At 61.1% G+C, this 21,473-nt stretch carries 19 protein-coding genes; 11 read left to right on the top strand and 8 right to left on the bottom strand.

The genetic code is table 11. The features are described 5' to 3' along the window. Positions 1–392: 392 nt before the first annotated feature. From VFN25_RS14225 to VFN25_RS14210, 4 genes are all read right to left on the bottom strand, one after another. The gene (locus tag VFN25_RS14225; protein WP_325143039.1) at positions 393–1,100 is read right to left on the bottom strand and encodes an arginyltransferase; all 708 of its coding nucleotides are present in this window, start codon (positions 1,098–1,100) and stop codon (positions 393–395) included. 179 nt (positions 1,101–1,279) lie between these two features. Then, positions 1,280–1,669, bottom strand: a complete 390-nt coding sequence (locus VFN25_RS14220) for a hypothetical protein (protein WP_325143038.1) — start codon at positions 1,667–1,669, stop codon at positions 1,280–1,282. 12 nt (positions 1,670–1,681) lie between these two features. After that, entirely contained in the window at positions 1,682–2,551 is an 870-nt protein-coding gene (locus VFN25_RS14215) for an acyl-CoA thioesterase II (RefSeq protein ID WP_325143036.1), read from the bottom strand. 55 nt (positions 2,552–2,606) lie between these two features. Further along, positions 2,607–3,182 (bottom strand): N-acetylmuramoyl-L-alanine amidase, encoded by a 576-nt coding sequence (locus tag VFN25_RS14210; protein ID WP_325143034.1) that lies wholly within the window; start codon positions 3,180–3,182, stop codon positions 2,607–2,609. 888 nt (positions 3,183–4,070) lie between these two features. Here VFN25_RS14210 and VFN25_RS14205 point away from each other — a divergent pair. The 5 genes from VFN25_RS14205 (at position 4,071) to VFN25_RS14185 (ending at position 8,731) form a co-directional block, all read left to right on the top strand. Continuing rightward, positions 4,071–4,589, top strand: a complete 519-nt coding sequence (locus tag VFN25_RS14205; protein ID WP_325143033.1) for a hypothetical protein — start codon at positions 4,071–4,073, stop codon at positions 4,587–4,589. Next, positions 4,586–6,748 carry a bifunctional 23S rRNA (guanine(2069)-N(7))-methyltransferase RlmK/23S rRNA (guanine(2445)-N(2))-methyltransferase RlmL gene (rlmKL, locus tag VFN25_RS14200; protein ID WP_325143031.1) on the top strand — a complete coding sequence of 721 codons (2,163 nt, stop codon included), beginning with the start codon at positions 4,586–4,588 and terminating at the stop codon, positions 6,746–6,748. The genes VFN25_RS14205 and rlmKL overlap by 4 nt, the downstream gene beginning before the upstream one ends. A 75-nt stretch (positions 6,749–6,823) precedes the next feature. After that, on the top strand, positions 6,824–7,423 hold the full coding sequence (locus tag VFN25_RS14195; RefSeq protein WP_325143029.1) for a hypothetical protein: 600 nt from the start codon (positions 6,824–6,826) through the stop codon (positions 7,421–7,423). A gap of 180 nt (positions 7,424–7,603) precedes the next feature. Continuing rightward, positions 7,604–8,047 carry a hypothetical protein gene (locus VFN25_RS14190; protein ID WP_325143027.1) on the top strand — a complete coding sequence of 148 codons (444 nt, stop codon included), beginning with the start codon at positions 7,604–7,606 and terminating at the stop codon, positions 8,045–8,047. Continuing rightward, on the top strand, positions 8,048–8,731 hold the full coding sequence (locus VFN25_RS14185) for a class I SAM-dependent methyltransferase (protein ID WP_325143025.1): 684 nt from the start codon (positions 8,048–8,050) through the stop codon (positions 8,729–8,731). 142 nt (positions 8,732–8,873) lie between these two features. Here the strand turns inward: VFN25_RS14185 and VFN25_RS14180 are convergent, their stop codons facing one another. From VFN25_RS14180 to merR, 3 genes are all read right to left on the bottom strand, one after another. Next, a complete protein-coding gene (locus tag VFN25_RS14180; RefSeq protein WP_325143023.1) occupies positions 8,874–9,593 on the bottom strand; it encodes a YceH family protein in 720 nt (239 codons plus the stop codon). Continuing rightward, positions 9,594–11,633, bottom strand: coding sequence for a S9 family peptidase (locus VFN25_RS14175; protein ID WP_325143022.1), 2,040 nt, complete (start codon positions 11,631–11,633; stop codon positions 9,594–9,596). A 280-nt stretch (positions 11,634–11,913) separates the two neighbouring features. Beyond that, a complete protein-coding gene (merR, locus tag VFN25_RS14170) occupies positions 11,914–12,351 on the bottom strand; it encodes an Hg(II)-responsive transcriptional regulator (protein ID WP_325143020.1) in 438 nt (145 codons plus the stop codon). A 72-nt stretch (positions 12,352–12,423) separates the two neighbouring features. On the opposite strand from merR, the gene merT reads away from it, so the two are divergent. Genes merT through merA form a run of 3 tightly spaced genes read left to right on the top strand, consistent with a single transcriptional unit; the run spans position 12,424 to position 14,773 of the window. Next, complete coding sequence (gene merT / locus VFN25_RS14165; RefSeq protein ID WP_298345466.1) at positions 12,424–12,774, top strand: mercuric ion transporter MerT; 351 nt, start codon at positions 12,424–12,426, stop codon at positions 12,772–12,774. Between the two features lie 12 nt (positions 12,775–12,786). Next, complete coding sequence (gene merP, locus VFN25_RS14160) at positions 12,787–13,065, top strand: mercury resistance system periplasmic binding protein MerP (RefSeq protein ID WP_325143014.1); 279 nt, start codon at positions 12,787–12,789, stop codon at positions 13,063–13,065. A 10-nt stretch (positions 13,066–13,075) separates the two neighbouring features. Beyond that, entirely contained in the window at positions 13,076–14,773 is a 1,698-nt protein-coding gene (gene merA / locus VFN25_RS14155) for a mercury(II) reductase (protein ID WP_325143012.1), read from the top strand. Between the two features lie 85 nt (positions 14,774–14,858). On the opposite strand, the gene VFN25_RS14150 is transcribed toward merA, so the two are convergent. After that, positions 14,859–16,196, bottom strand: coding sequence for an ISL3 family transposase (locus VFN25_RS14150; protein ID WP_325143010.1), 1,338 nt, complete (start codon positions 16,194–16,196; stop codon positions 14,859–14,861). A 373-nt stretch (positions 16,197–16,569) separates the two neighbouring features. On the opposite strand from VFN25_RS14150, the gene VFN25_RS14145 reads away from it, so the two are divergent. The 3 genes from VFN25_RS14145 to VFN25_RS14135 form a co-directional block, all read left to right on the top strand. Beyond that, positions 16,570–18,399 carry an FAD-dependent oxidoreductase gene (locus tag VFN25_RS14145; protein ID WP_325143008.1) on the top strand — a complete coding sequence of 610 codons (1,830 nt, stop codon included), beginning with the start codon at positions 16,570–16,572 and terminating at the stop codon, positions 18,397–18,399. 370 nt (positions 18,400–18,769) lie between these two features. Continuing rightward, positions 18,770–20,608 (top strand): 2-oxoacid:acceptor oxidoreductase subunit alpha, encoded by a 1,839-nt coding sequence (locus VFN25_RS14140; RefSeq protein WP_325143006.1) that lies wholly within the window; start codon positions 18,770–18,772, stop codon positions 20,606–20,608. After that, on the top strand, positions 20,605–21,473 hold an 869-nt coding region (locus tag VFN25_RS14135; protein ID WP_325143004.1), incomplete at its 3' end, for a 2-oxoacid:ferredoxin oxidoreductase subunit beta. The genes VFN25_RS14140 and VFN25_RS14135, both read left to right, overlap by 4 nt.

Genomic DNA, 21,473 nt, shown 5'->3' with positions numbered 1-21,473 from the left:
GTGGCACATTCGTCACGACACCTGTCTGCGCGCAGTTCTTTGTTGCGCTGGCATGAAGCACAGCCAGTGCATCTGCGCCAGCACGCCGCGATCTGCACGCTGACAGGTGTCGCCTAACCGATTGTTTTAGTTGAAACAGGTAGCGTTGAGAAGGCCCGCCAGCCGCATCGCGCGGCTCGTTAAGGCAAACAAACTTCACTTCGCCACGCAGCACGTCTGGCGAACCTTCTGAATGCCATGACGGTTGTGCCACTTGATCAGCGCTGCGGCCCATTGTGCCGCACTCGCAATCCGCGAATGTCAGCAAATGGTTCAAGGCAACGCTGAACCCGTGGTGCGATCGTCACGACCGCTGTCCGCGTGAAGATCGCCGCGTGCTCGATTGCCGGGAGTTATGCCTGCCGGGTCGCCCACACGCCATTGCGCAGAATCTCGATCGGCTTGAAGCGCATCTTGTAGTCCATCTTCGGGTGACCGTCGATCCAGAAGCCGAGATAGACGTGGGCGAGTCCGCGTTGTCTGGCGATTTCGATCTGCTTGAGGATGGCGAAGGTGCCGAGACTGCGTTCGCAGACGTCGGGATCGTAGAAGGTGTAGACGGCGGATAGCCCGGAATCACAAAAATCGGTCACGGCGATGGCCAGCAATCGCCCCTGGTTGCGAAATTCGATGAAGCGGGTAGGGCTCCAGTGCGTGTACAGAAAACGCGAAAAGTCATCGGGTTGCGCATCGTCCATGCCGCCATCGGGATGACGCCACTTCAGGTAGCGCTGGTAGAGATCGAATCGCTCGTCGTTGTAACGCGCCGCGCTGACCGTGATGTCGATGTCGGCATTGCGTTTGAGGCAGCGTCGCTGACTGCGATCCGCGATGAAGTCGTTGACCGGGATACGACACGCGATGCAGGCGCGACATTCCAGGCAGCGCGGAATGTAGACATGGCCGCCAGCGCGGCGATAGCCCCGTGACAGCGCAATCTCATAGAGTTGATCGAGATGCGGCGAGCTCGGATCGATGACCAGATTCTGTGCCGTGCGCTCGGCGTAATAACCGCAGGTATGCGGGAGAGTCTGAAACAAGCGGACAACATCAGAGCGCATGCCTCTCATTCTGCCTCAGCGACTGGGTGAAAAGACGCATCCTCGCGCAATGAATTGAGAATTTTGCTGAAGGACCCGCAAAAGTGCGGCACGACACGACTGGTTCGACCCGCCAGCGGGTGAACGAATCATTTTGTTGGATTCGGACTGTCCAGGGCAACGTCGAACAAGCGGTCCAATCAAAAACCGAGCAGATATCGGGTCATCATCAACAACAGCACGCCGCCAATCAGGGCGAGCAGGATCATGCGGATACGCATTGAATTGGCCTTGTGCCGGCGTGGATCGCTGGGCGATCGCGCGGCGGCGAGTTCATCAGCGAAACGTGTTGCCGGCTCCAGTCCAGCTTCGCGCAGGATTTCGCGGGCACGGGTCTGGTCATTGGAATGCGTTACCCAAACCTGCGCCCAGGATTCGCTCTCGCCTCGCTCGGTATAACTGAAGCGCTTCCATTGGCCGCCCTGCCAGTCGCGCCGATTGCGCACCGTGGTCTGGATATCGGCCTGATTGAGCAGGGCGACCACACGTTCGACGTTTTCGTAGCGAGGTGAGGTGTAAATCTGGCGCATGAGCGGATCCTGTTACTTTGATTCGACAACGCGAATCAGGCCTTCCTGTGCCGTCGAGGCCACCAGAACGCCATCGCGGGTGAAGATCATGCCACGGGCGAGGCCACGCGATTGCTGGGCACTCGGGCTGTCGCACGAATACAGCAACCATTCGTCGACACGGAAAGGACGATGGAACCACATCGCATGATCGAGACTGGCCATGCGCACGTTCGGCTGCAGATACGAAATCGCATGCGGAAACGTGGTCGTGCCGATCAGGTGGAAATCCGAGGCGTACGCGAGCAGCGAGCGATGCAGCACCGGGCTGTCCTGGACCCGATCGACCAGGCGAAACCAGACGTTCTGATAGGGCGGCTGTCTGGTCGGATTGAGCTCGTTGCGCGGATGCACGTGACGAAACTCGAACGGTCCGGCTTTGGTCAGCCAGCGCCTGCGTTTGGCCGGAATCTTGTCGAGTTCGCTGGCCGGGATGATATTGACTGCAGGCAGGTCCTCGGGCTTCGGTACCAGCGGCATCGGAAACTGGTGCTCGGCGCCGCCTTCCGGGGCCTGGAATGAAGCGGTCATATTGAGGATCGGTTGGCCGTGCTGGATCGCAACAATGCGCCGCGCCGAGAAGCTGCCGCCATCACGGCTGCGCTCGACGTTGTAGATGATCGGTGCTTCGACATCGCCGGCACGCAGAAAGTAGGCATGCAGCGAATGCGCGTGGCGACTCTCATCGACGGTCTTCTGTGCTGCCGAAAGTGCCTGGCCGAGCACTTGGCCACCGAACACGTAGCGCGTGCCGATATCGCGGCTCTGGCCACGGAACAGGTTGTCTTCGAGGCGCTCCAACTGGAGCAGGTCAATCAGTTCGTGGACGATCGATGTAGGCATTGAAGCGGCGGGTCGGTGCGGCTGGTCAGTATAGCCAACCCGCTGCTGCGACGCGTCATTCTGTGCCGGTATCCGGCCAGCGCTGCAGACCGCTGACCTCCACGACCTCAGTCCACGGAAACATCGGCCCCGGATCCAGGCGTCGCGGCAGAAGCAGGTCAGGATTGTCGCTGGATGGTTCCTTGCGCTGGTCGAGCACATCGTGCCCTGCAATCCAGCGCAAACCAGGATAGGTGTCACGCAAATGTCTGAGCAGACCGAGCAAGGATTCGATTTGTTCTGCCGTGTAAGCCTCGGTCATGAGCTGGTGTCGTGAGTCATTCCAGTTCGGATAGCGGCCAAGGTTGACCAGTTCGATGCCAATCGAGCGCGGATTGAACCTGAAGGTGTGATGGGCCACGCGCAAATCGTCGACAAAGCGCAAGATGCGACCATCGCGATCGATGTAGTAGTGACCACTGTTTCCGGTCTGGCTGTCGTCGTAGCGAATGCGTTCGCCATACTCCCGCGCAGTCGCGAGATCGGGCAATTCGGTGCAATGAATGACAACGAGATCAATGGCCGACGGTGGTCGTTCGGCGAGTCTTGATTCGTAGGCCAGGGGCCAATCATGGATGGGGATGTCGGGCATGGGTGAAGTTTCGCATGGCTTTGTGCGGGCTCGCTTGAGTTTTACTCTCGCCAGGTTTCGTTCACTTGCTTCGATTGGCTCGGCTGTGCCGAGACTGGGGACAGGGGCTTTGTTTTTCTAAAGCACGCCGCTCCACGGCGCGGCATCCCTGCCTTTTTTCACTCGCCTCAGGCGAGCGAGTGTCTTTCTCTTGCGTGGCCAAGAGAAAGTCACCAAAGAGAAGGCCACCCCGCGATCGCGCCTTGCGCACAGTCCCTGTGCTCCAGGTGCGCGAGTCTGCTGCGGGGTTCGCCGACAGCCCATCCCTGGACTGGCGTCGAACTGGCCCACATCGTGTGGTCCATCCTTCGGACATTTCCTCCGCAGCCTCGCCGCGATCGAGGGGACCCCGTTGAACGCGCGTCGTGCGCGCCAGAGCGAAGAGCAAAACCAAAGCTAGACGCGCGAGCTCGCCAGACTCTGCTTCGTCTTTGCTGCTCAGGATGCGCAGTGACCGGGTCCCCTATGCAGCGGCAACGTGACGTAGGGATAGCCCGCAGGGTGGGTGCAAGGGATTGCGCCCAGTTCGACGCCAGTCCACGGATGGACTGTCGGCGAACCCCCGGAGTCGCGTTGCGTAGTCGCAGGGCAGGATGCCCGGAGACCGCTGTATCGGGGTGGCCTTTCTCTTGGTTACTTCTCTTTGGCCACTCAAAGAGAAGTGACTCGCTCGCCGGAGGCGAGTGAAAAAAGGCAAGGAAGCCGCGCGACGAAGGAGCGTGCACTAGATGCGAAGGGGCACTTGAACGTCGCGTTTTCGGGACGCGATTCATTCGGTGTGCACACTCAAACAAACGGGACCGGTTTCGGGCCAAGTGTTAGCATCGCGCGTTTTCACGGAGCCGCTTCATGAAAGGGACCATCATTCTCTCCCATGGCCTGGAAAGCGGGCCGGACGCGACCAAGGTCACGGCGCTTGCCAAAGTTGCCGAAGCCTGCGGCTGGGCCAGCATTCGTCCGGACTATCGCGATCTCGATGTCAGTCGCGATGTCGCGGCAATCACCGCGCGAACGGGGCGCGCCGTCGAATCGGCACCCGCTCAAGGTCGCTTGATCTTTGCCGGTTCCAGTATGGGTGCCTTCATCTCGGGGTTTGCTTCCATGCAGCGCGAGTGCGAGGCCTTGTTCCTGATGGCACTTCCGGTCGGTGTCGAGGGCTATGATTTCGATTACAAGGCGGCGAGCGTGCCGACGGTTCTGGTCCACGGCTGGCGTGATGAATTGTGTCCGGTCAATGCCGTTATCGAATTCGCTCGCGAGCGTGGCGACACCTTGCATCTGGTTGACGACGATCATCGACTGAGCGCACACGTCGATTTTTGCGCCGAGGCTTTCCAGCAGCTTCTGCTTCAGTTGGACGCACGATGAAAAAGTTCTTTGCCACCTGTCCGAAAGGTCTCGAGTACCTGCTTCGCGACGAGTTGATTGCACTCGGTGCCAGTGACGTCCACGAGGCGCTGTCCGGTGTGCACTTCAGCGGCGAGCTGATCGATGCGTACCGGGCTTGCCTGTGGTCGCGTCTGGCCAGTCGTGTGTTGATGCCGCTCAGCGAGTTTGCCGCCGCCGACGAACATGCACTCTACGATGGCGTGCAGGCGATCGATTGGTCGCAGCATCTGACCGAGGAGGGCACTCTGGCGGTCGATGCGGTCAGCAATGCCAGCTTGTTGCGGCACACACGCTATCTCGCGCAGAAGGTCAAGGATGCGGTCGTCGATCAGTTTCGCGATCGCAATGGCAATCGCCCCGGCGTTGATCTCGAACAGCCGTCGATACGGCTGAATCTTTTGCTGCGCAAGGATCGCGCCCTGCTGTCGCTCGATCTTTCCGGCACGCCGCTGCATCGGCGCGGTTATCGCGTCGGCCAGGGCGAGGCACCGCTCAAGGAGAATCTGGCCTGCGCGATGTTGCTGCGCGCGGGCTGGCCGGAGATTTTCAAGGCCGGCGGTGCCATCGTCGATCCGATGTGCGGATCCGGCACGCTGGTGATCGAGGCTGCGCTGATGGCGGCCGACGTTGCTCCGGGTATTCGGCGGATGTATTTCGGTTTCCTCGGCTGGCTCGGTCACGACGCGGTGGCGTGGGAAGCGCTGATTGCCGAAGCCAATGCCCGATCGGAAGCCGGTTTGCGCGCCTTGCCCGCGGCCTTCTTCGGCGATGATGAAGATCCGAATGTCCTCAATCAGGCCAAGCGCAACGCGCAGCAGGCCGGGGTGATCGGTTTTGCCCGTTTTGATCGCCAATCCGTTGAACACCTGCAACGCCCGACCGATGCAACCGCGCCGGGTTTGCTGATCTGCAATCCACCGTATGGCGAGCGCATCGGCCAGCAGGCGGCTCTGGTGCCGACGTATCGCTCGATTGGCGACAAGGCGCGTGCCGAATTCGATGGCTGGCGGCTTGCCGTGATTACTTCGGATGAAGATCTCGGTCGCGCCATTGGCCTGCGTGCGCACAAGCGCTATGTGCTCTACAACGGTGCCCTCGAATGCCGCTTGTTGCTGTTCGAGATTGGTGGCAAGGCCGCGCCGCAGCCGGTTGTGGAGAAGCCACTGACCGAGGGTGCCGAGGCGGTCGCCAATCGTCTGCGCAAGAACATCAAGCATCTGCGCAAGCGCCTCGACCGCGAGGGTGTGCATTGCTGGCGTGCCTACGATGCCGATATTCCCGAGTACTCCGCTGCCATCGATGTTTATGTCGGGCGTGAAGAATCGCGCCCGGACCGCGCGCCATCCAGCTGGCTGCACGTGCAGGAATATGCGGCACCCAAAGACATTCCTGAACATGTTGCCTCGGCGCGTCTGGCTGAGCTGGTGCGCGGTGCAGGTGAAGCGTTTGAACTGCCACGCGAGCGCATTGCCGTGAAGACGCGCTACAAGGCCAGGGGCGGCGGCAAGTACGGACGCATGGATCAGCGGTCGAGCTTTGTCATTGTCGAGGAAGGTGGCCTGAAGTTTCGCGTCAACCTTTACGATTATCTCGATACCGGCTTGTTTCTCGATCATCGTCCGGTGCGCTCACGGCTACGTGAGGCGGCCCGCGGCACACGATTTCTGAATCTGTTTTGCTACACCGCGACGGCCAGTGTCTATGCCGCCTCCGGCGGAGCGCGGACGACCACCAGCGTCGATCTGTCGGCGACCTATCTGGACTGGGCGGCGAGCAATCTTGCGCTGAATGGTTTCAGCGGCGAGCAGCATCAGTTGGTCCAGGCGGATTGCCTGCAATGGCTCGCGCATGATCGTGGTGAGTACGATCTCATCTTCGTCGATCCACCCACTTTCTCGAACTCGAAGCGTGCCGAGGATTTCGATGTGCAAAAGGAACACGTGCGCCTGCTTCAGTTGTGCGCGGAGCGTCTCGCCTTTGGCGGCATGATCGTGTTCTCGAACAATTTCCGGCGTTTCAAGCTCGATCCGCTGGTTGCCGAGCAATTCGCCGTGAGAGATATCAGCAGCGCCAGCATCCCATTCGATTTCACGAGAAATTCACGCATTCATCAATGTTATGAATTGCAACCGATCTGACAGCCGGGGCTTATTTCAGTCACGATTCAGTCTGGCAAACGCAGAGTGATGATGTTCCGTAGGAGGACTCCCGTCATGCTGGTTCCAACCCATTCCCGAATCCGTCTTGCGTCCCTGCTGGCCATACTGGTTGCCGCATTGATGTTGGCGCCGAGCGCGTTCGCTCGCGGTCACCACAATAATTGGGGCATCAGCGTCGGATTTTCCGGCCCCGGCTACAGTATTGGCTACTCCGATTGCCGTCATTGTGGTGGCGGCTATGTCAGCGGCAGCGTCTATGGCGGCTACTACTCGCCGAACTATTACGGCGGCGGCTACCGAGGCAGTTCGTCCTATTACGGCAGCTATGGTTACGGCGGCTACGGTCCGTCAGCCTATTACGCGGGCTACAGTTCGTATTCGCCCGGTTACTACGGCAATTACTACCCGAGCTATGGCGCAAGCTACTACGGATATTCCAACTATCGACCGCATCGCCATCAGCGCCGCATCGTGACCCGTCGCGTCGTCCGTTACGACAACTATTACGATAATTACTACGACAACTACTACGACAGCGATCGCCGAGACAACCGCGCTAGCCGGAGTTATCGAAATTCCCGTTCCAACGACAGCTACGCTGATCGTGATCGCGGCTATACCCAACGAGCTGTCTACTACGATCGTCGCAACTGAGCGATTGAACCTGCAAGGCTGACCGCATGTCCACTACTGCAGTCGGCACCTTGGACCCCGCGGACATTTCCCCTGATATCCGCGGGGTCTTCTTTCTGGTTGAAATCGGGGTCCGGTGTTACGCTGCCGACATTCCCAGCCCGCGCGGATCGCGCGGTGATGCCTCCATCGGACCCCAGCATGATTCCAGCGTACGTCTTCATTCTTGCCGATTCGCTCAGCGGGACCCCAGCGCGGAATCCATCGCAAAAGCCTGATCAGCGGTTTAAGGCAACGCTGATCAAGTGGCGCAATCGTCACGATACCTGTCTGCGTGCAGATCGCGGCGCGCTGACGCAGATGGACTGGCCGTCCTTCAAGGCAGCGCAACAAAGAGCTGCGCGCAGACAGGTATCGCCTAACCAATTGTTTTTCATTGAAACAGGTGGCATTCAGAAGGTCCGCCAGCCGCACCGCGCGGCTCGTCAAGGCAACCAGCCTTCACTTCGCCACTCAGCACGACTGGCGAACCTTCTAAATGCCATGACGGTTATGCCACTTGATCAGCGTTGCCTTAATCAATCCCGGTCCGGCGCAGTGCGCTCGGGGTTGGGACTTTTTTCGGCACGATCAGGCGAACTTTGAATGGGGCCGCAGGATCAAGGCAGTTCACTGGTCGATCAGTCGATGCATGATCACCTCGCCAAGTCGGATCGTGCGGCAGGCAACTGGACATTCTTTCGCCAATGGCTGAAGAATCCGCTGGCTGTTGCCGCCTTGTCGCCATCCAGTCGACGTCTGGCCCGGGAAATGATCAAGCAGCTTCCGGAGAATGCGCGGCGGGTGATCGAGCTTGGCGGTGGCACGGGCGTATTTACCCGGGCCTTGCTCGCCCAGGGCGTCGCACCCGAAGATCTTCTCGTCGTTGAATTGAACGAAGAGTTGCATCGGTTGCTGGAGCGTCGGTTCCCCAAGACAACCGTCGTCTGCGGCGATGCGCGTGAACTCCAGAGCATTGTCGAGCAAGAGGGGTTCGCCGGCGATGACGGAGTGGATGCCATTCTCAGTGGCCTCGGTCTGCTTTCGATGTCGCGCAACACGCAGCGAAGCATCCTCTCGGCCGCCTTTTCCGTGCTCGGCGCGAACGGCCGTTTCATCCAGTTCACGTATGGGCCGGCGAGCCCGGTTTCTCGCGAGTTGTTGAAGGAGCTGGGCCTGCACGTCGTTCGCGGCGGCGTTGCATGGCGCAACGTGCCACCGGCTGCGGTCTACGTGTTCACACGCAAGAACTCGACCTCGATCCGCGCCGTACGCACGCTTCGGCGCTGAATCTGACTGGCGCGGTTTTTTGAACCCGCCCAGCTCGCGCGCTCTTCGTAGGAGAGGCCTTCAGGCCCGATGCGCTTCGTCACGTGAGGAAGAGCATCGCGACCGGAGGAAGTCCCTTTTTCGGGGCGGCTGAAGCCGCTTCCTACGTTTCATCGTTGTCGTTGTTGCTTTCCGACGCTTCGATAACGGGTCGGGTCTGCAACTCGGCAATGACTTCCTGCAGTTGAGCGACGAGACTTTCAAGCTGGCTGACGCGCTCGACGAGGCCGGATGACGGCTTGTCGGGTGCGTCCATCATCAATGTTTCTTCCAGCGATACCGGTCCGCACAACAGATGCATGTAGCGTTCTTCGCGCTGACCGGGCGCACGATGCAGGCGCACCACCAGTGCCGGCGCGCGCGAGGCCAGGCGATCGAGCACACTGTGGACTTCATCGGCATCGGTGAAATCCGACAGGCGCTCACTGCGCGTGTAGAGTTCATTGAGCGTCTGAGGTCCGCGCAGCATCAGCAAGGCGAGCAGGGCACGCTGGCGCAGGGTTACGTTGTAGCCGGTTTCGAATCGATGCGCGTAGCGTGATGCCCGCGCGCTCAGGGTTCCGCTGACCAGGCCCTTGCCTTCGAGCTGGCGCAGGGCATGGCCGACTTCGCCGGGCTCGTAGGCTGTGGCTGGTTGCCGGTTCGACTTCTGGTTGCAGGCGGAAACCACGGCATTGAGGGTCAACGGATACGCATCCGGTGTCGTCGCCTGCTTCTCGATAAGGCAACCGAGGATGCGCGCTTCGATCGCATCGAGCTCGATCAGGTCGCTGCTGCCGTTGTCATCGGCAGCTTCATCGATGTGTTCCTCGACCGGCGTCATTCAGTCCTCCGCCTTTTGCCCACTACGATACTTGTCAAACCAGGCCATCACATTGAGCACCTTGGCGATCATGTTGCTCGGCCGCGCGCTGATGTGGTGCGAAGCGCCCGGGATGCGCACCATCGCGGTGTCGATCTTGCGCAGCTTGAGCGCTTGATAAAACTGCTCCGCCTCCGATGCCGGCGTGCGGTGGTCATCATCACCGACCATCATCATGGTTGGCGTGGTCACCTTGTTGACATAGTGCAGCGGTGAACGCTTGGCGTAGTTCTCGGGGTTCTCCCAGGGCATGCCGTCGAACCAGTATTCGGTGAAGAATGGATACATGTCGGCGGTCAGCACAAAGCTTGCCCAGTTGATCACCGGCTTCACCGACACCGCTGCGCGGAAGCGATCGGTATGGCCGACGATCCATGCGGTCAATGCGCCGCCGCCGCTGCCACCGGTGACAAACAGGTTGTCGGTATCGATCGAACCACGCGCGATCGTGGCATCGACAACACTCATCAAGTCATCGAAATCCTGGCCCGGATAGGCGTTTTCGATCAGGTTGGCGAACTCGCTGCCGTAGCTTGTGCTGCCACGCGGGTTGGCATACACCACGACGTAACCAGCTGAGGCATAGAGCTGGATTTCCGCTGCGAAACCGGGACCATAGGCGGCGAACGGCCCGCCGTGGATTTCGAGCAGCAGCGGATACTTCTTCGATTTGTCGAAACCTGGCGGAGTGACGATCCAGGCCTGGATGTCGCGACCGTCGGCCGAGGATTTGACCGTGATCTCTTCCATCTTGCCGAGATTCATGTGGTCGAGCAGGTTGCCATCGAGATGGGTCAATGCGCGTGATTTGCCGTTGCGCGCGACCACGCCAAGATTGGCCGGTGCCTGCGGGCTGACTTGCGTATAGGCAACGCGACCCTCGGCTGCGCTGAAATCGCCACTGGTGTAGGGGCGTCCAATCTCGGTACCGCCGACATCATCGACGACACGCTCGACCTTGCCACCCGATGCGGAGATCCATCCGATCAGGGTGCGACCGTGATCGACGTACTGCAGCCAGAAGCCGCGATTGCCATCCCAGGCAGCGCTGTTGATGCTGATATCGATACCGTCGGTCAGCGAGCGCGCATTGCCGGCATCTGCATCGCCGAGGTAGAGACGCGAGGCCTGGTAGGGGTGGTGCTTGTCGTCGAAGCCGAGCCAGGCCAGCCGCTTTCCGTCGGGCGACAGCATCGCGCTGTGATCCGGCCCCTTGCGCTCGGTCAGACGCGTCATCGCTCCATCGCTGATGGCCACGCGATACAAATCGCTTTCGAGCGGTTCGTATTCCCAGTTGTCGCTGAGGTTGGCCGAGACGATCACCGCCTTGCCGTTCGCCGACCAGGTCGGACGACTGTTGAAGTTGTGTTTGCCATGGGTGATCTGGCGCGCGGCACCGCCATCCGTCGCGACGACGAAGACATGCGTGTAACCGGGATCGACATAGCCGCCACCATCGATGCGATAGACGACGCGATCGATCACCTTGACCGGCGCTGCCCATTCCGCGCCTTTCGGCGCCTTCGGCATCTTCGCCAGCGGAGCTTGCTCAACCGGTACGCGCATGGTGAAGGCCAGCCATTGCCCATCCGGCGACCAGCTCAGGTTGCCCGGCGAACCAGTCACCTCGGTGATCCGCGCATCCTGGCCACCATCGAGCCAATGCATCTGGATCTGCGCCGAACCATTGGATTTGGCGACATAGGCAATTCGCCGACCATCCCGCGACCAGGCAGCGCCATGGCCGGATTCGGCCAGCGGTCGATGATGGCGACCATCGGAATCGATCAGCCACAAACTCGAATGGCTACGATCCTTCATCAAGTCGAAACCCATGCGCTGGTAGACGATGCGTTTGCCATCCGGAGAGATCTGCGGACTGTCCACCCACTGCAGGGCAAACACATCCATCGGTTCGAAAATGCGGGGTTCGGCATGGCTGGTCGAAGCGATGAAACCGGTACCGACCAACGCGAGCAAGGCGAAAGCGAATCGTTGCATGGGAATCCCTCTTGGAAAGCGACCCCGCATTCTGGCCCGATGTGCTGTCGAGGGCCAGCTTTGGAAGCGGGAGTGGGGAGTAGGGAGTCGGGAGTGGGAAAAGCGAAACGCAGTTTCGCCGCTAACCAGGAGCGCCTTCAGGCGCGATCAACCTCGCGAAACAGACGGAGCACGCCTAAAAAAATTGGGTATCCGGATTTTAGTGTGGGAAGGCCGCACTAGCCCTTCTTGCCTGGCAGCTTTCGCTTGTAGGGTTCCGGTCTCGCTTACTTGCCAGCGTTTAGCCTTCAGCGTGTGGTTTGTCTGCTGGCGCATGTCGGTGCAAGGAGGCAATCAGTGGGCAAGTCACCTTGCCGCGGCTCGAACTACACGCCTTCACCAGTTGGGACAGAGCCGATTCCATACGCTGGAGGTCGGTCAGCCGCAAGCGCACGTCTGCCAGGCGTGCGGCTGCTACGTCGGCGGCTTCGTGGCAATGGGTGCCGTCCTCCAGCTTGAGCAACTCCGCAACCTCGTCCAGATTGAATCCCAGTCGCTGGGCGGACTTCACGAACTTCACCCGGTCCACGTCCGCCGACCCATAACGGCGGATGCCGCCGATAGGGCGGTCCGGCTCCGGCAGCAGGCCCTTGCGCTGATAGAACCGGATGGTTTCCACGTTGACTCCAGCGGCCTTGGCGAAGGCCCCGATGGTCAGGGTTTCCGGATCGTTCATCATCGCGCTTGACTCCGTACTTGACTACGGAAGTAACCTTAGCGCATCACGCAAAGTCCCGGAAGGAGATCCTCTATGGCAGACCCCAGCAACGGCCGCGGCGCACTAGCTGCCGGTGGCCTCGCCGCGATCCTCGCCTCGACCTGCTGCCTTGGTCCGCTGGTGCTGATCACGCTGGGTTTCTCCGGTGCCTGGATCGGCAACTTGACCGCGCTGGAACCGTACCGACCGATCTTCATTGGCGTGGCGCTCGTGGCGCTGTTCTTCGCGTGGCGTCGCATCTTCCGTCCGGCCCGCGCCTGCGCGCCGGACGACGCGTGCGCCGTGCCCCAGGTGCGGACGGCCTACAAGGTGATCTTCTGGATCGTCGCCGCCCTGGTGCTGATCGCCCTCGTGTTTCCCTACCTCATGCCCCTGTTCTACTGAAAGGAGATTGCCATGAAAAAACTCATCGCACTGCTCGCTCTGACCCTTGCCCTGAGCGCTCCCGCCTGGGCCGCCACCAAAACCGTCACGCTGTCGGTGCCGAGCATGACCTGCGCCACCTGTCCGATCACGGTCAAGAAGGCGCTGTCCAAGGTCGAAGGCGTCATCGAGGCCAAGGTGACCTGGGAGCCCAAGGAGGCGGTGGTGACCTACGACGATGCCAAGACCTCGCCGGCCGCGTTGACCAAGGCCACCGAAAACGCCGGCTACCCATCCACCGTCAAGGAGTGAGCGCACGCTCATGACCGAGGCGATCATGCTGCATATCGACGGCATGACCTGCGGGTCGTGCGCCGAGCACGTCAAGCAGGCGTTGGAAAAGGTGCCTGGCGTGCGTTCGGCCTCGGTGTCCTACCCACAGCGCCGGGCTGAGATTGAGGCCAGCGTAGGTACCGTCGCGGACGTGACCTCGCTGGTCGCGGCGGTGTCCGCACTCGGCTACCGAGCGCAGGCTGCCGATGTACCAAACCAACCTCGTGGCCTGCTGGATAAGGCACGGAGTTGGCTCGGTAGCGGTGGGATGAAGCGCGAAGATGGCGTCCCGGCGCTGCACGTGGCCGTGATCGGCAGCGGCGGCGCGGCGATGGCGGCGGCGTTGAAAGCCGTCGAGCAAGGGGCGCATGTGACGCTGATCGAGCGCAGCATCCTCGGCGGCACCTGCGTCAATGTGGGCTGCGTACCGTCCAAGATCATGATCCGCGCCGCCCACATCGCTCACCTGCGGCGCGAGAGTCCGTTTGATGACGGCATTGCCGCCGCCTCGCCGAAGATCCTGCGTGAGCGCTTGCTGGCGCAGCAGCAGGGGCGCGTCGATGAACTGCGCCACGCCAAGTACGAAAGCATCCTGGCGAGCACCCCGGCCATCACCGTGCTGCGCGGCGACGCCAAGTTCAAGGACGCGCACACGCTGACTGTGGCGACCGCTGACGACGGCATGCGCGAGGTGAGTTTCGACCGCTGTCTCATCGCCACCGGGGCCAGTCCAGCGATTCCGCCTATCCCGGGTTTGAAAGACACGCCCTTCTGGACGTCGACCGAAGCGCTGGCCAGCGACACGATCCCCGAACGGTTAGCCGTGATCGGCTCGTCGGTGGTGGCCGTCGAACTCGCGCAGGCCTTTGCCCGGCTGGGCAGCAAGGTGACCATCCTGGCGCGCAGCACGCTGTTCTTTCGCGAAGACCCCGCCATTGGCGAGGCCGTGACAGCCGTGTTCCGCGCCGAAGGCATCGAGGTGCTGGACCACACGCAGGCCAGCCAGGTCGCCTATGAGGATGGGGAATTCGTGCTCACCACCGAACGCGACGAACGGCGTACCGACCGGCTGTTGGTCGCCACCGGCCGCGCACCGAACACCCGCGCCCTGAACCTCGAAGCAGCGGGCGTCGAAGTCAACGCACAGGGCGCTATCGTCATCGATCACGCCATGCGCACCAGCACACCGCACATCTACGCGGCCGGCGACTGCACCGACCAGCCGCAGTTCGTCTACGTCGCAGCGGCGGCTGGCACCCGTGCCGCGATCAACATGACGGGGGGCAACGCGGCACTGGATCTGACGGCGATGCCGGCGGTGGTGTTCACCGACCCGCAGGTGGCCAATGTCGGCTACAGTGAAGCCGAAGCGCACCAGGACGGCATCGAGACCGACAGCCGCACGCTGACGCTCGACAACGTGCCGCGGGCGCTCGTCAACTTCGACACGCGCGGTTTCATCAAGCTGGTCGCCGAGGCCGGCACCGGCCGATTGATCGGCGTGCAGGCGGTGGCCCCGGAAGCAGGCGAGCTGATCCAAGCCGCAGTGCTGGCGATTCGCAACCGCATGACGGTGCGAGAGTTGGCCGACCAGTTATTCCCCTACCTGACGATGGTCGAGGGACTGAAACTCGCTGCGCAGACCTTCACCAAAGATGTGAAGCAACTGTCCTGTTGCGCAGGGTAGCGAACGGCCCCGGTGCCCATTGCATCGGCTTCATCAGCTGAGTCAAACGCTCAGAAGCTCCGGGGCTTGTGAGATGGGTAGAGGTCTACTCGAAATACCCCTCTTCGAGCAGCCGTACCAACGTCGGAATGTAAGGCCCGTATTCGACGACACGTCGGACCTGCTTCTTGCGGATCGATGCCATGGTCATCCGCTGGTACTCAAAGTTTGTCGACGCCTGATCGTCATCAACCAGCACGGTCTCGACCACGGCCCCGTCCTTACGCGCCTTCTCGTCGTAGAGCATTCGCGCCCGGATTACCTCGAAGCTATAGCCCCTGCCCATGCGGTTCATGTCCTTGGCCAGCCGGTTGACTGATTCAGTATAGGCGTTGGTGATGGGCTGCTCGAAATAGGCGAAGATTTCATCGTGCCAGTTGTGCACGGCGGTGGTCAGATCCTTGAATGTGGCCGTCAGCTCTGACGGAATGTTGCCCAACCACTTCGCACAAGCCGTTTCAGCATCCGGACGGCTCTTTTGATCCCAGAGCGACAGGAATCCTTCCTTGAGGGCATGCGCCTCACCGAGTTGGGGGAATTGGCGGAACCATTCGAGGGCCCGCGCCATGTCCGCGCCCTTCAGGTCGTGCTGGCGCTTGAGCAATAGGAAACGCTCATCCTTGAGCTTGAGGCGCTGCCGGGCCGGCAAGTCCTTGCGAATGCGCTTGCGCAGCTTCTCCAGGGCATCGTTCGCCATTCGCTGGATGTGGAAGCGATCGACCACAATCCGTGCCTGCGGAAGCGTGGCACGCACGACCTGCTTGTAGACGTGATACATATCCATCGCCACCCACTCGATGGTGTCCTTGTCCCGCAAGCTGCGGAAATAGGGCAACAGGTCCGCCTTGGCGCGGCTGGGTCGAAGGTCGAAGACGGTCTTGCGCTCAATGTTGGTGATCATCGCCCTGTACTGGCCGATGATCTTGAGCTCGTCGATCCCCAGGATGCGAGGCGTCCGGAACCTGACCTTGGTCTCGAACTCCTCGATGAAGTCATCGAAGACGTGGCGGATCGTCTTCTCGTCCAAGTCCACTTCGCGAGCCAGGGCCGCGAAGGTTTTGGTGAAGCTCTCCTTACGGATATAGCGCACCAGGCGGGCCGTGGCTTGTCGCTTGCCGTCGAAGTCGCCCACCGGCTCGAACAGGGTCTTGCCGCAGCCTGTGCAGCGATAGCGTCGCCGCTGGATGAACACCACCACCGGCTTGCCATGCGTCGGCGTGTCCTGGAAGGATTGCTCCTGCGAGCCGTGGCCGTGCAGGCGTCCGACCTTGCACAGTGGGCATGTTGTCAATTGTTCAACGCCTTCCGCCTTGACGACATAACGATCGTCATCGCCCACGACTTGAAGTGTCTTGAGGCTTCGGAGTTGCAGGAAGTCGGTCACTCAGCACCTTGGGCGAACCCACACTGAAATCCGACTTCTACAATAACATGCTCATCCTCAAATCCAACAGTAAAATCCATTTTTCAAATTGAGCGCTACGAAGGCCCTGGAGCAGAACCCACACCAGATTCCGGATACCCAAAAAATTCCCGTCGCAACGTATCCCTCAGCAAGGCCAATCCGTTCAAGCCACCTGAACCGCCTTTCCCACTCCCCACTCCCCACTCCCCACTCCCGCTCCAATTGTGCGCCATGCCTTTCATTCCTTGCGCAAGCACGGCTAGACTCGGATCGACCGCGCCCCTGTCAGTCATCGACGCGATCATCGGCCCGTAACGCCGGTCCGCCGGCTTGTCGACAGAGAGGGAATGAGGTGCAACCCACCGATATCCGTGATCCGAACTACTTTCATAAAGTTGTTGACTGCCAGTGGGCCTGCCCGTCCCACACGCCCGTCCCCGAATACATTCGATTGATCTCGGCAGGGCGCTACGCCGATGCCTACATGGTCAATTGGGAGTCGAATGTCTTCCCCGGCATTCTCGGCCGCACCTGCGACCGACCCTGCGAACCGGCCTGCCGACGCGGTCGGGTTGAGGAAAACAATGGTGAAAAACCCGAGCCGGTGGCGATCTGCCGACTCAAGCGCGTCGCCGCTGACAACAAGGGCGAGGTCAAGGCGCGCATGTCCAAGCGCGCGACGAAAAAGAACGGCAAGCGCATCGCCTGCATCGGTGCCGGCCCGGCTTCGCTGACCGTCGCCCGCGATCTGGCCCCGCTCGGCTACGAAATCGTCGTGTACGAAGCCGACCAGAAGGGTGGCGGCTTCATGCGCACCCAGGTGCCGCGCTTCCGTTTGCCCGAATCGGTCATCGACGAAGAGGTGGGCTACATTCTCGATCTTGGCGTCGAGCTGAGAGGAGGGCAGCGCATCGATTCGATGCGTTCGATGCTGGAGAAAAATTACGACGCCGTGTTTGTCGGCTCCGGTGCGCCACGCGGTCGCGCGCTGAAATTGCCGGGGTTCGACGAAGCCGAAGCAAACATCCATATCGGCATCGACTGGCTTTCCTCCGTCTATTTCGGCCATGTGAAGGAAATCGGCAAGCGCGTCATCGTCCTCGGCGGCGGCAACACCGCGATGGATTGCTGTCGCTCGGCGCGTCGTCTTGGCGGTGAGGATGTGAAGGTCATCGTGCGCTCCGGCTTCGACGAAATGAAAGCTTCGCCGTGGGAGAAGGAAGATGCCGCCCACGAAGGCATCCCGATCCTCAACTATCTGGTGCCCAAGGCCTTCATCCATGACAACGGCAAGCTCACCGGCATGAGCTTCGAAAAGGTCCGTGCCGAGTATGACGAGCGCGGCAAGCGCAAGCTGATTCCGACTGGCGAACCCGATCAACATTTCGATTGCGATGAAGTTCTCGTCGCAGTCGGCCAGGAAAACGCCTTCCCGTGGATCGAGCGTGATGTCGGCATCGAGTTCAACGAGTGGGGCATGCCGGTCGTCGACGAAGTCACCCATCAATCGACCCTGCCGCACGTGCTGTTCGGCGGCGACGCCGCCTTCGGCCCGAAGAACATCATCTGGGCCGTCGCTCACGGCCACGAAGCCGCGGTTTCGATTGATCGCATGCTCAACGGCCAGCCCACCGCGGAGCGACCACCGCCGAACGTCAGGATGCTCTCGCAGAAAATGGGCATCCACGAGTGGAGCTACGACAACGACATCTCCAACGACGAGCGCTTCAAGGTGCCGCTGGTGCCGTTCGAAGTGGCCATAAAGAGCATGAGCACCGAAGTCGAACTCGGATTCGACGCGGCCACCGCCTGGCAGGAAGCCCAGCGCTGCCTCAACTGCGATGTGCAGACCGTATTCACCGATTCCGCGTGTATTGAATGTGATGCCTGCGTCGACATCTGCCCGATGGACTGCATCACCTTCACCGGCAATGCACCGGAACACGAGTTGCGCCAGAAACTCACCGCCCCCGCCCTCAACCTGACCCAGTCCTTGTATGTCTCCGGCCCGCTCAAGACCGAACGCGTCATGGTCAAGGACGAAGACGTCTGCCTGCACTGCGGCCTCTGCGCCGAACGCTGCCCCACCGGTGCCTGGGACATGAAAAAGACCCTCATCCAGATGGTCCACGCCAACACCCCGACATGCCCAAGCAAGGTCAAGAAGAAGGAGGCCGCGTGATGTTCGCGTCATCCTTCACGCACACAATCTCGCTCGTCGTAGGAAGCGGCTTTAGCCGCCCCGAAAAAGGGACTTCCTCCGGTCGCGATGCTCTTCGGCACGCCCTAGCAGAAGCACCGCTACCGCAACCGGTCCGCAACCCTGTAGGAGCCCCTTCAGGGGCGAGCTTCTTCGCTCGTCATTCCTGCGAAGGCAGGAACCCAGTGCCCCTCGCTCTTGCTCGGCGTTGTAGCGAACAACAAATCGCACCGCAAACAATCAAAAACAAAGTCACTGGATCCCTGCCTGCGCAGGGAGGACGGGTGGTGGTTTCGGCAGTTGGTGCCGGTTCCAACGTACCGTGTCTCGCGTCGGTCGCCGGAGCGCACGCATGACCCCGATCACCGCCACCAACGATTTCGTCATCAAGTTCGCCAACGTCAACGGCTCGGGCTCGGCCTCCGCCAACGAGTTGTTCGCGAAATCGATCCTGCGCATGGGCGTGCCAGTCAGCCCGCGCAACATCTTTCCGTCCAACATCCAGGGCCTGCCGACCTGGTACGTCGTGCGCGTCACCGAGGAAGGCTGGCTGGGCCGTCGCGGTGGTGTCGACATGATGGTCGCGATGAATCCGCAAACCTGGGAGGCCGACGTCAAGGAGATCGAATCCGGCGGCTATCTGTTCTACGACAACAGCAAGCCGTTGCCGAGATCGGCCTTCCGCGAGGATGTCACCACCATCGGCATGCCGCTGACCCACATCAGCAACGCCACCTATGACGATCCGCGTCAGCGTCAGTTGTTCAAGAACATCATCTATGTCGGCGCGCTCTCGCAACTGCTCGGTATCGATGCCGAGGTCATCGAAACCCTGATCAGCCAGCAATTCAAATCCAAGGCCAAGCTGATCGATGCGAACGTCCATGCCCTGCATCTCGGCCGCGATCACGCCAGAGAACACCTCGATCCGATCGGCTTGCGCGTGCAGAAGGCCGACAAGGTCGGTGACAAGATCTTCGTCGACGGCAACACCGCTGCTGCCCTCGGTTGCGTCTACGGCGGTGCCACGGTCTGCGCCTGGTATCCGATCACGCCGTCCTCGTCACTGGCCGAAGCGTTCCAGTCCTGGTGCCAGAAATACCGCGTCGATCCCGATACCGGAAAAAACCGCTACGCAATGATCCAGGCCGAAGATGAAATCGCCTCGATCGGCATCGTTACCGGCGCCGGCTGGAATGGCGCGCGCGCCTTCACTACCACCTCCGGCCCCGGCGTCTCGCTGATGAACGAGTTCATCGGCCTGGCCTATTTCGCCGAGATCCCGGTCACCATCATCGATGTGCAACGCGGCGGCCCCTCGACCGGCATGCCGACACGTACCCAGCAATCGGACATCCTCGCGGCGGCCTACTGCTCGCACGGCGACACCAAGCACATCCTGCTGCTGCCGGAAGGTCCGACCGAGTGTTTCGAGTTCTCGGCTCAGGCACTTGATCTCGCCGACCGCCTGCAGACGCCGATCTTTGTCATGAGCGATCTCGATATCGGCATGAACCAGCGCCTGTGCGAACCGTTCACCTGGGATGAAGCGCGCGACTATGATCGCGGCAAGGTCATGACCGCCGAGGAACTCGAAGCGGGCAGGGACTTTGGCCGCTACAAGGATGTCGATGGCGATGGCATCCCGTACCGCACCTTGCCCGGCACGCATCCGAGCAAGGGCAGCTACTTCACCCGTGGCACCTCGCGTGATCCGTATGCGCGCTACTCCGAACGCGGCCCCGATTACACCTACAACATGGAGCGCCTGCTGCAGAAGTTCGACACGGCCAAGGCACTCGTGCCGCAACCGATCATGCGCACCGGCCAGAAAACCGCCAGCTTCGGCGCCATCTACTACGGCTCGACCAACGCGGCGATGGAAGAGGCCATCACCGTGCTCGAAGCGCAGGATCTGCACCTCGATACGCTACGCGTCCGCGCCTTTCCGTTCCCCGAATCGGTGCGCCAGTTTGTCCTTTTGCACGAACGCGTGTTCCTTATCGAACAGAACCGCGATGCCCAGCTGCGCAGCTTGCTGATCAACGAGTTCGATCTCGATCCGGCCCGCATCGTCAAGATCCTGCACTACGACGGCACCCCGATCACCGCCCGCTTCATCGCCCGCTCGATTGCCGAGCATATGCGCGGCGCCTGCGTCTCCGCGCAAGCTTCGGAGAGAGTCGCATGACCTACATCACCAAACCCACGCTACGCCATCCCACCCTGCCCAAAAACGCGCTCTGCCACACCCGGCGCGACTACGAAGGCAAAATCTCGACCCTCTGCGCCGGCTGCGGCCACGATTCGATTTCGGCGGCGATCATCCAGGCCTGCTGGGAACTCAACGTCGAACCCCATCGCGTCGCCAAACTCTCCGGCATCGGGTGCAGTTCCAAGACGCCCGACTACTTCCTCGGCCAGTCGCACGGCTTCAACACCGTGCACGGACGCATGCCCTCGGTGCTGACCGGCGCCAACCTGGCCAATCGCGAACTGCTCTATCTCGGTGTCTCCGGCGACGGCGACTCGGCCTCGATCGGCATGGGTCAGTTCGTCCACGCCATGCGTCGCGGCGTCAACATGGTCTACATCGTCGAGAACAACGGCGTCTACGGTCTGACCAAGGGCCAGTTCTCGGCCACCGCCGACGAAGGCTCGATGTCGAAGAAGGGCGTCAAGAACACCGACTCACCGATCGACCTGATCGGCCTCGCCCTGCAACTCGGCGCAACCTACGTCGCGCGCAGTTTCTCCGGCGACAAGAAACAACTCGTGCCGCTGATCAAGGGCGCCATCCTGCACCAGGGCGCCGCCTTCCTCGATGTCATCAGCCCCTGCGTCGCCTTCAACAACCACGCCGGCAGCACCAAGAGCTACGAATACGTCCGCGAACACAACGACGCGGTCAACCGCATGGATGTGATCCCGACCCGCGAAGAAATCGTCGTCGATTTCGAACCCGGCCAGACCATCAGCGTCGAGCAGCATGATGGATCAGTCCTGCGCCTGCACAAGGTCGACCCCGACTACGACCCCTGCGACCGCATCGCCGC

It is taken from the genome of Dokdonella sp. (assembly GCF_035703485.1).
GTDB lineage: Bacteria > Pseudomonadota > Gammaproteobacteria > Xanthomonadales > Rhodanobacteraceae > Dokdonella.
Note: the sequence above shows the minus strand (reverse complement) of the source record. Positions and strands in the feature narration are given on the sequence as shown.

Coding starts and splice junctions, on each gene's coding strand:
- merP (WP_325143014.1), top strand. CDS start 12,787: ATGAAAAAACTCATCGCACTGCTCGCTCTGACCCTTGCCCTGAGCGCT.
- VFN25_RS14210 (WP_325143034.1), bottom strand. CDS start 3,182: ATGCCCGACATCCCCATCCATGATTGGCCCCTGGCCTACGAATCAAGA.
- VFN25_RS14175 (WP_325143022.1), bottom strand. CDS start 11,633: ATGCAACGATTCGCTTTCGCCTTGCTCGCGTTGGTCGGTACCGGTTTC.
- VFN25_RS14190 (WP_325143027.1), top strand. CDS start 7,604: ATGATTCCAGCGTACGTCTTCATTCTTGCCGATTCGCTCAGCGGGACC.
- VFN25_RS14220 (WP_325143038.1), bottom strand. CDS start 1,669: ATGCGCCAGATTTACACCTCACCTCGCTACGAAAACGTCGAACGTGTG.
- VFN25_RS14205 (WP_325143033.1), top strand. CDS start 4,071: ATGAAAGGGACCATCATTCTCTCCCATGGCCTGGAAAGCGGGCCGGAC.
- merT (WP_298345466.1), top strand. CDS start 12,424: ATGGCAGACCCCAGCAACGGCCGCGGCGCACTAGCTGCCGGTGGCCTC.
- merR (WP_325143020.1), bottom strand. CDS start 12,351: ATGATGAACGATCCGGAAACCCTGACCATCGGGGCCTTCGCCAAGGCC.
- merA (WP_325143012.1), top strand. CDS start 13,076: ATGACCGAGGCGATCATGCTGCATATCGACGGCATGACCTGCGGGTCG.
- VFN25_RS14180 (WP_325143023.1), bottom strand. CDS start 9,593: ATGACGCCGGTCGAGGAACACATCGATGAAGCTGCCGATGACAACGGC.
- VFN25_RS14215 (WP_325143036.1), bottom strand. CDS start 2,551: ATGCCTACATCGATCGTCCACGAACTGATTGACCTGCTCCAGTTGGAG.
- VFN25_RS14195 (WP_325143029.1), top strand. CDS start 6,824: ATGCTGGTTCCAACCCATTCCCGAATCCGTCTTGCGTCCCTGCTGGCC.
- VFN25_RS14225 (WP_325143039.1), bottom strand. CDS start 1,100: ATGCGCTCTGATGTTGTCCGCTTGTTTCAGACTCTCCCGCATACCTGC.
- VFN25_RS14140 (WP_325143006.1), top strand. CDS start 18,770: ATGACCCCGATCACCGCCACCAACGATTTCGTCATCAAGTTCGCCAAC.
- rlmKL (WP_325143031.1), top strand. CDS start 4,586: ATGAAAAAGTTCTTTGCCACCTGTCCGAAAGGTCTCGAGTACCTGCTT.
- VFN25_RS14185 (WP_325143025.1), top strand. CDS start 8,048: ATGGGGCCGCAGGATCAAGGCAGTTCACTGGTCGATCAGTCGATGCAT.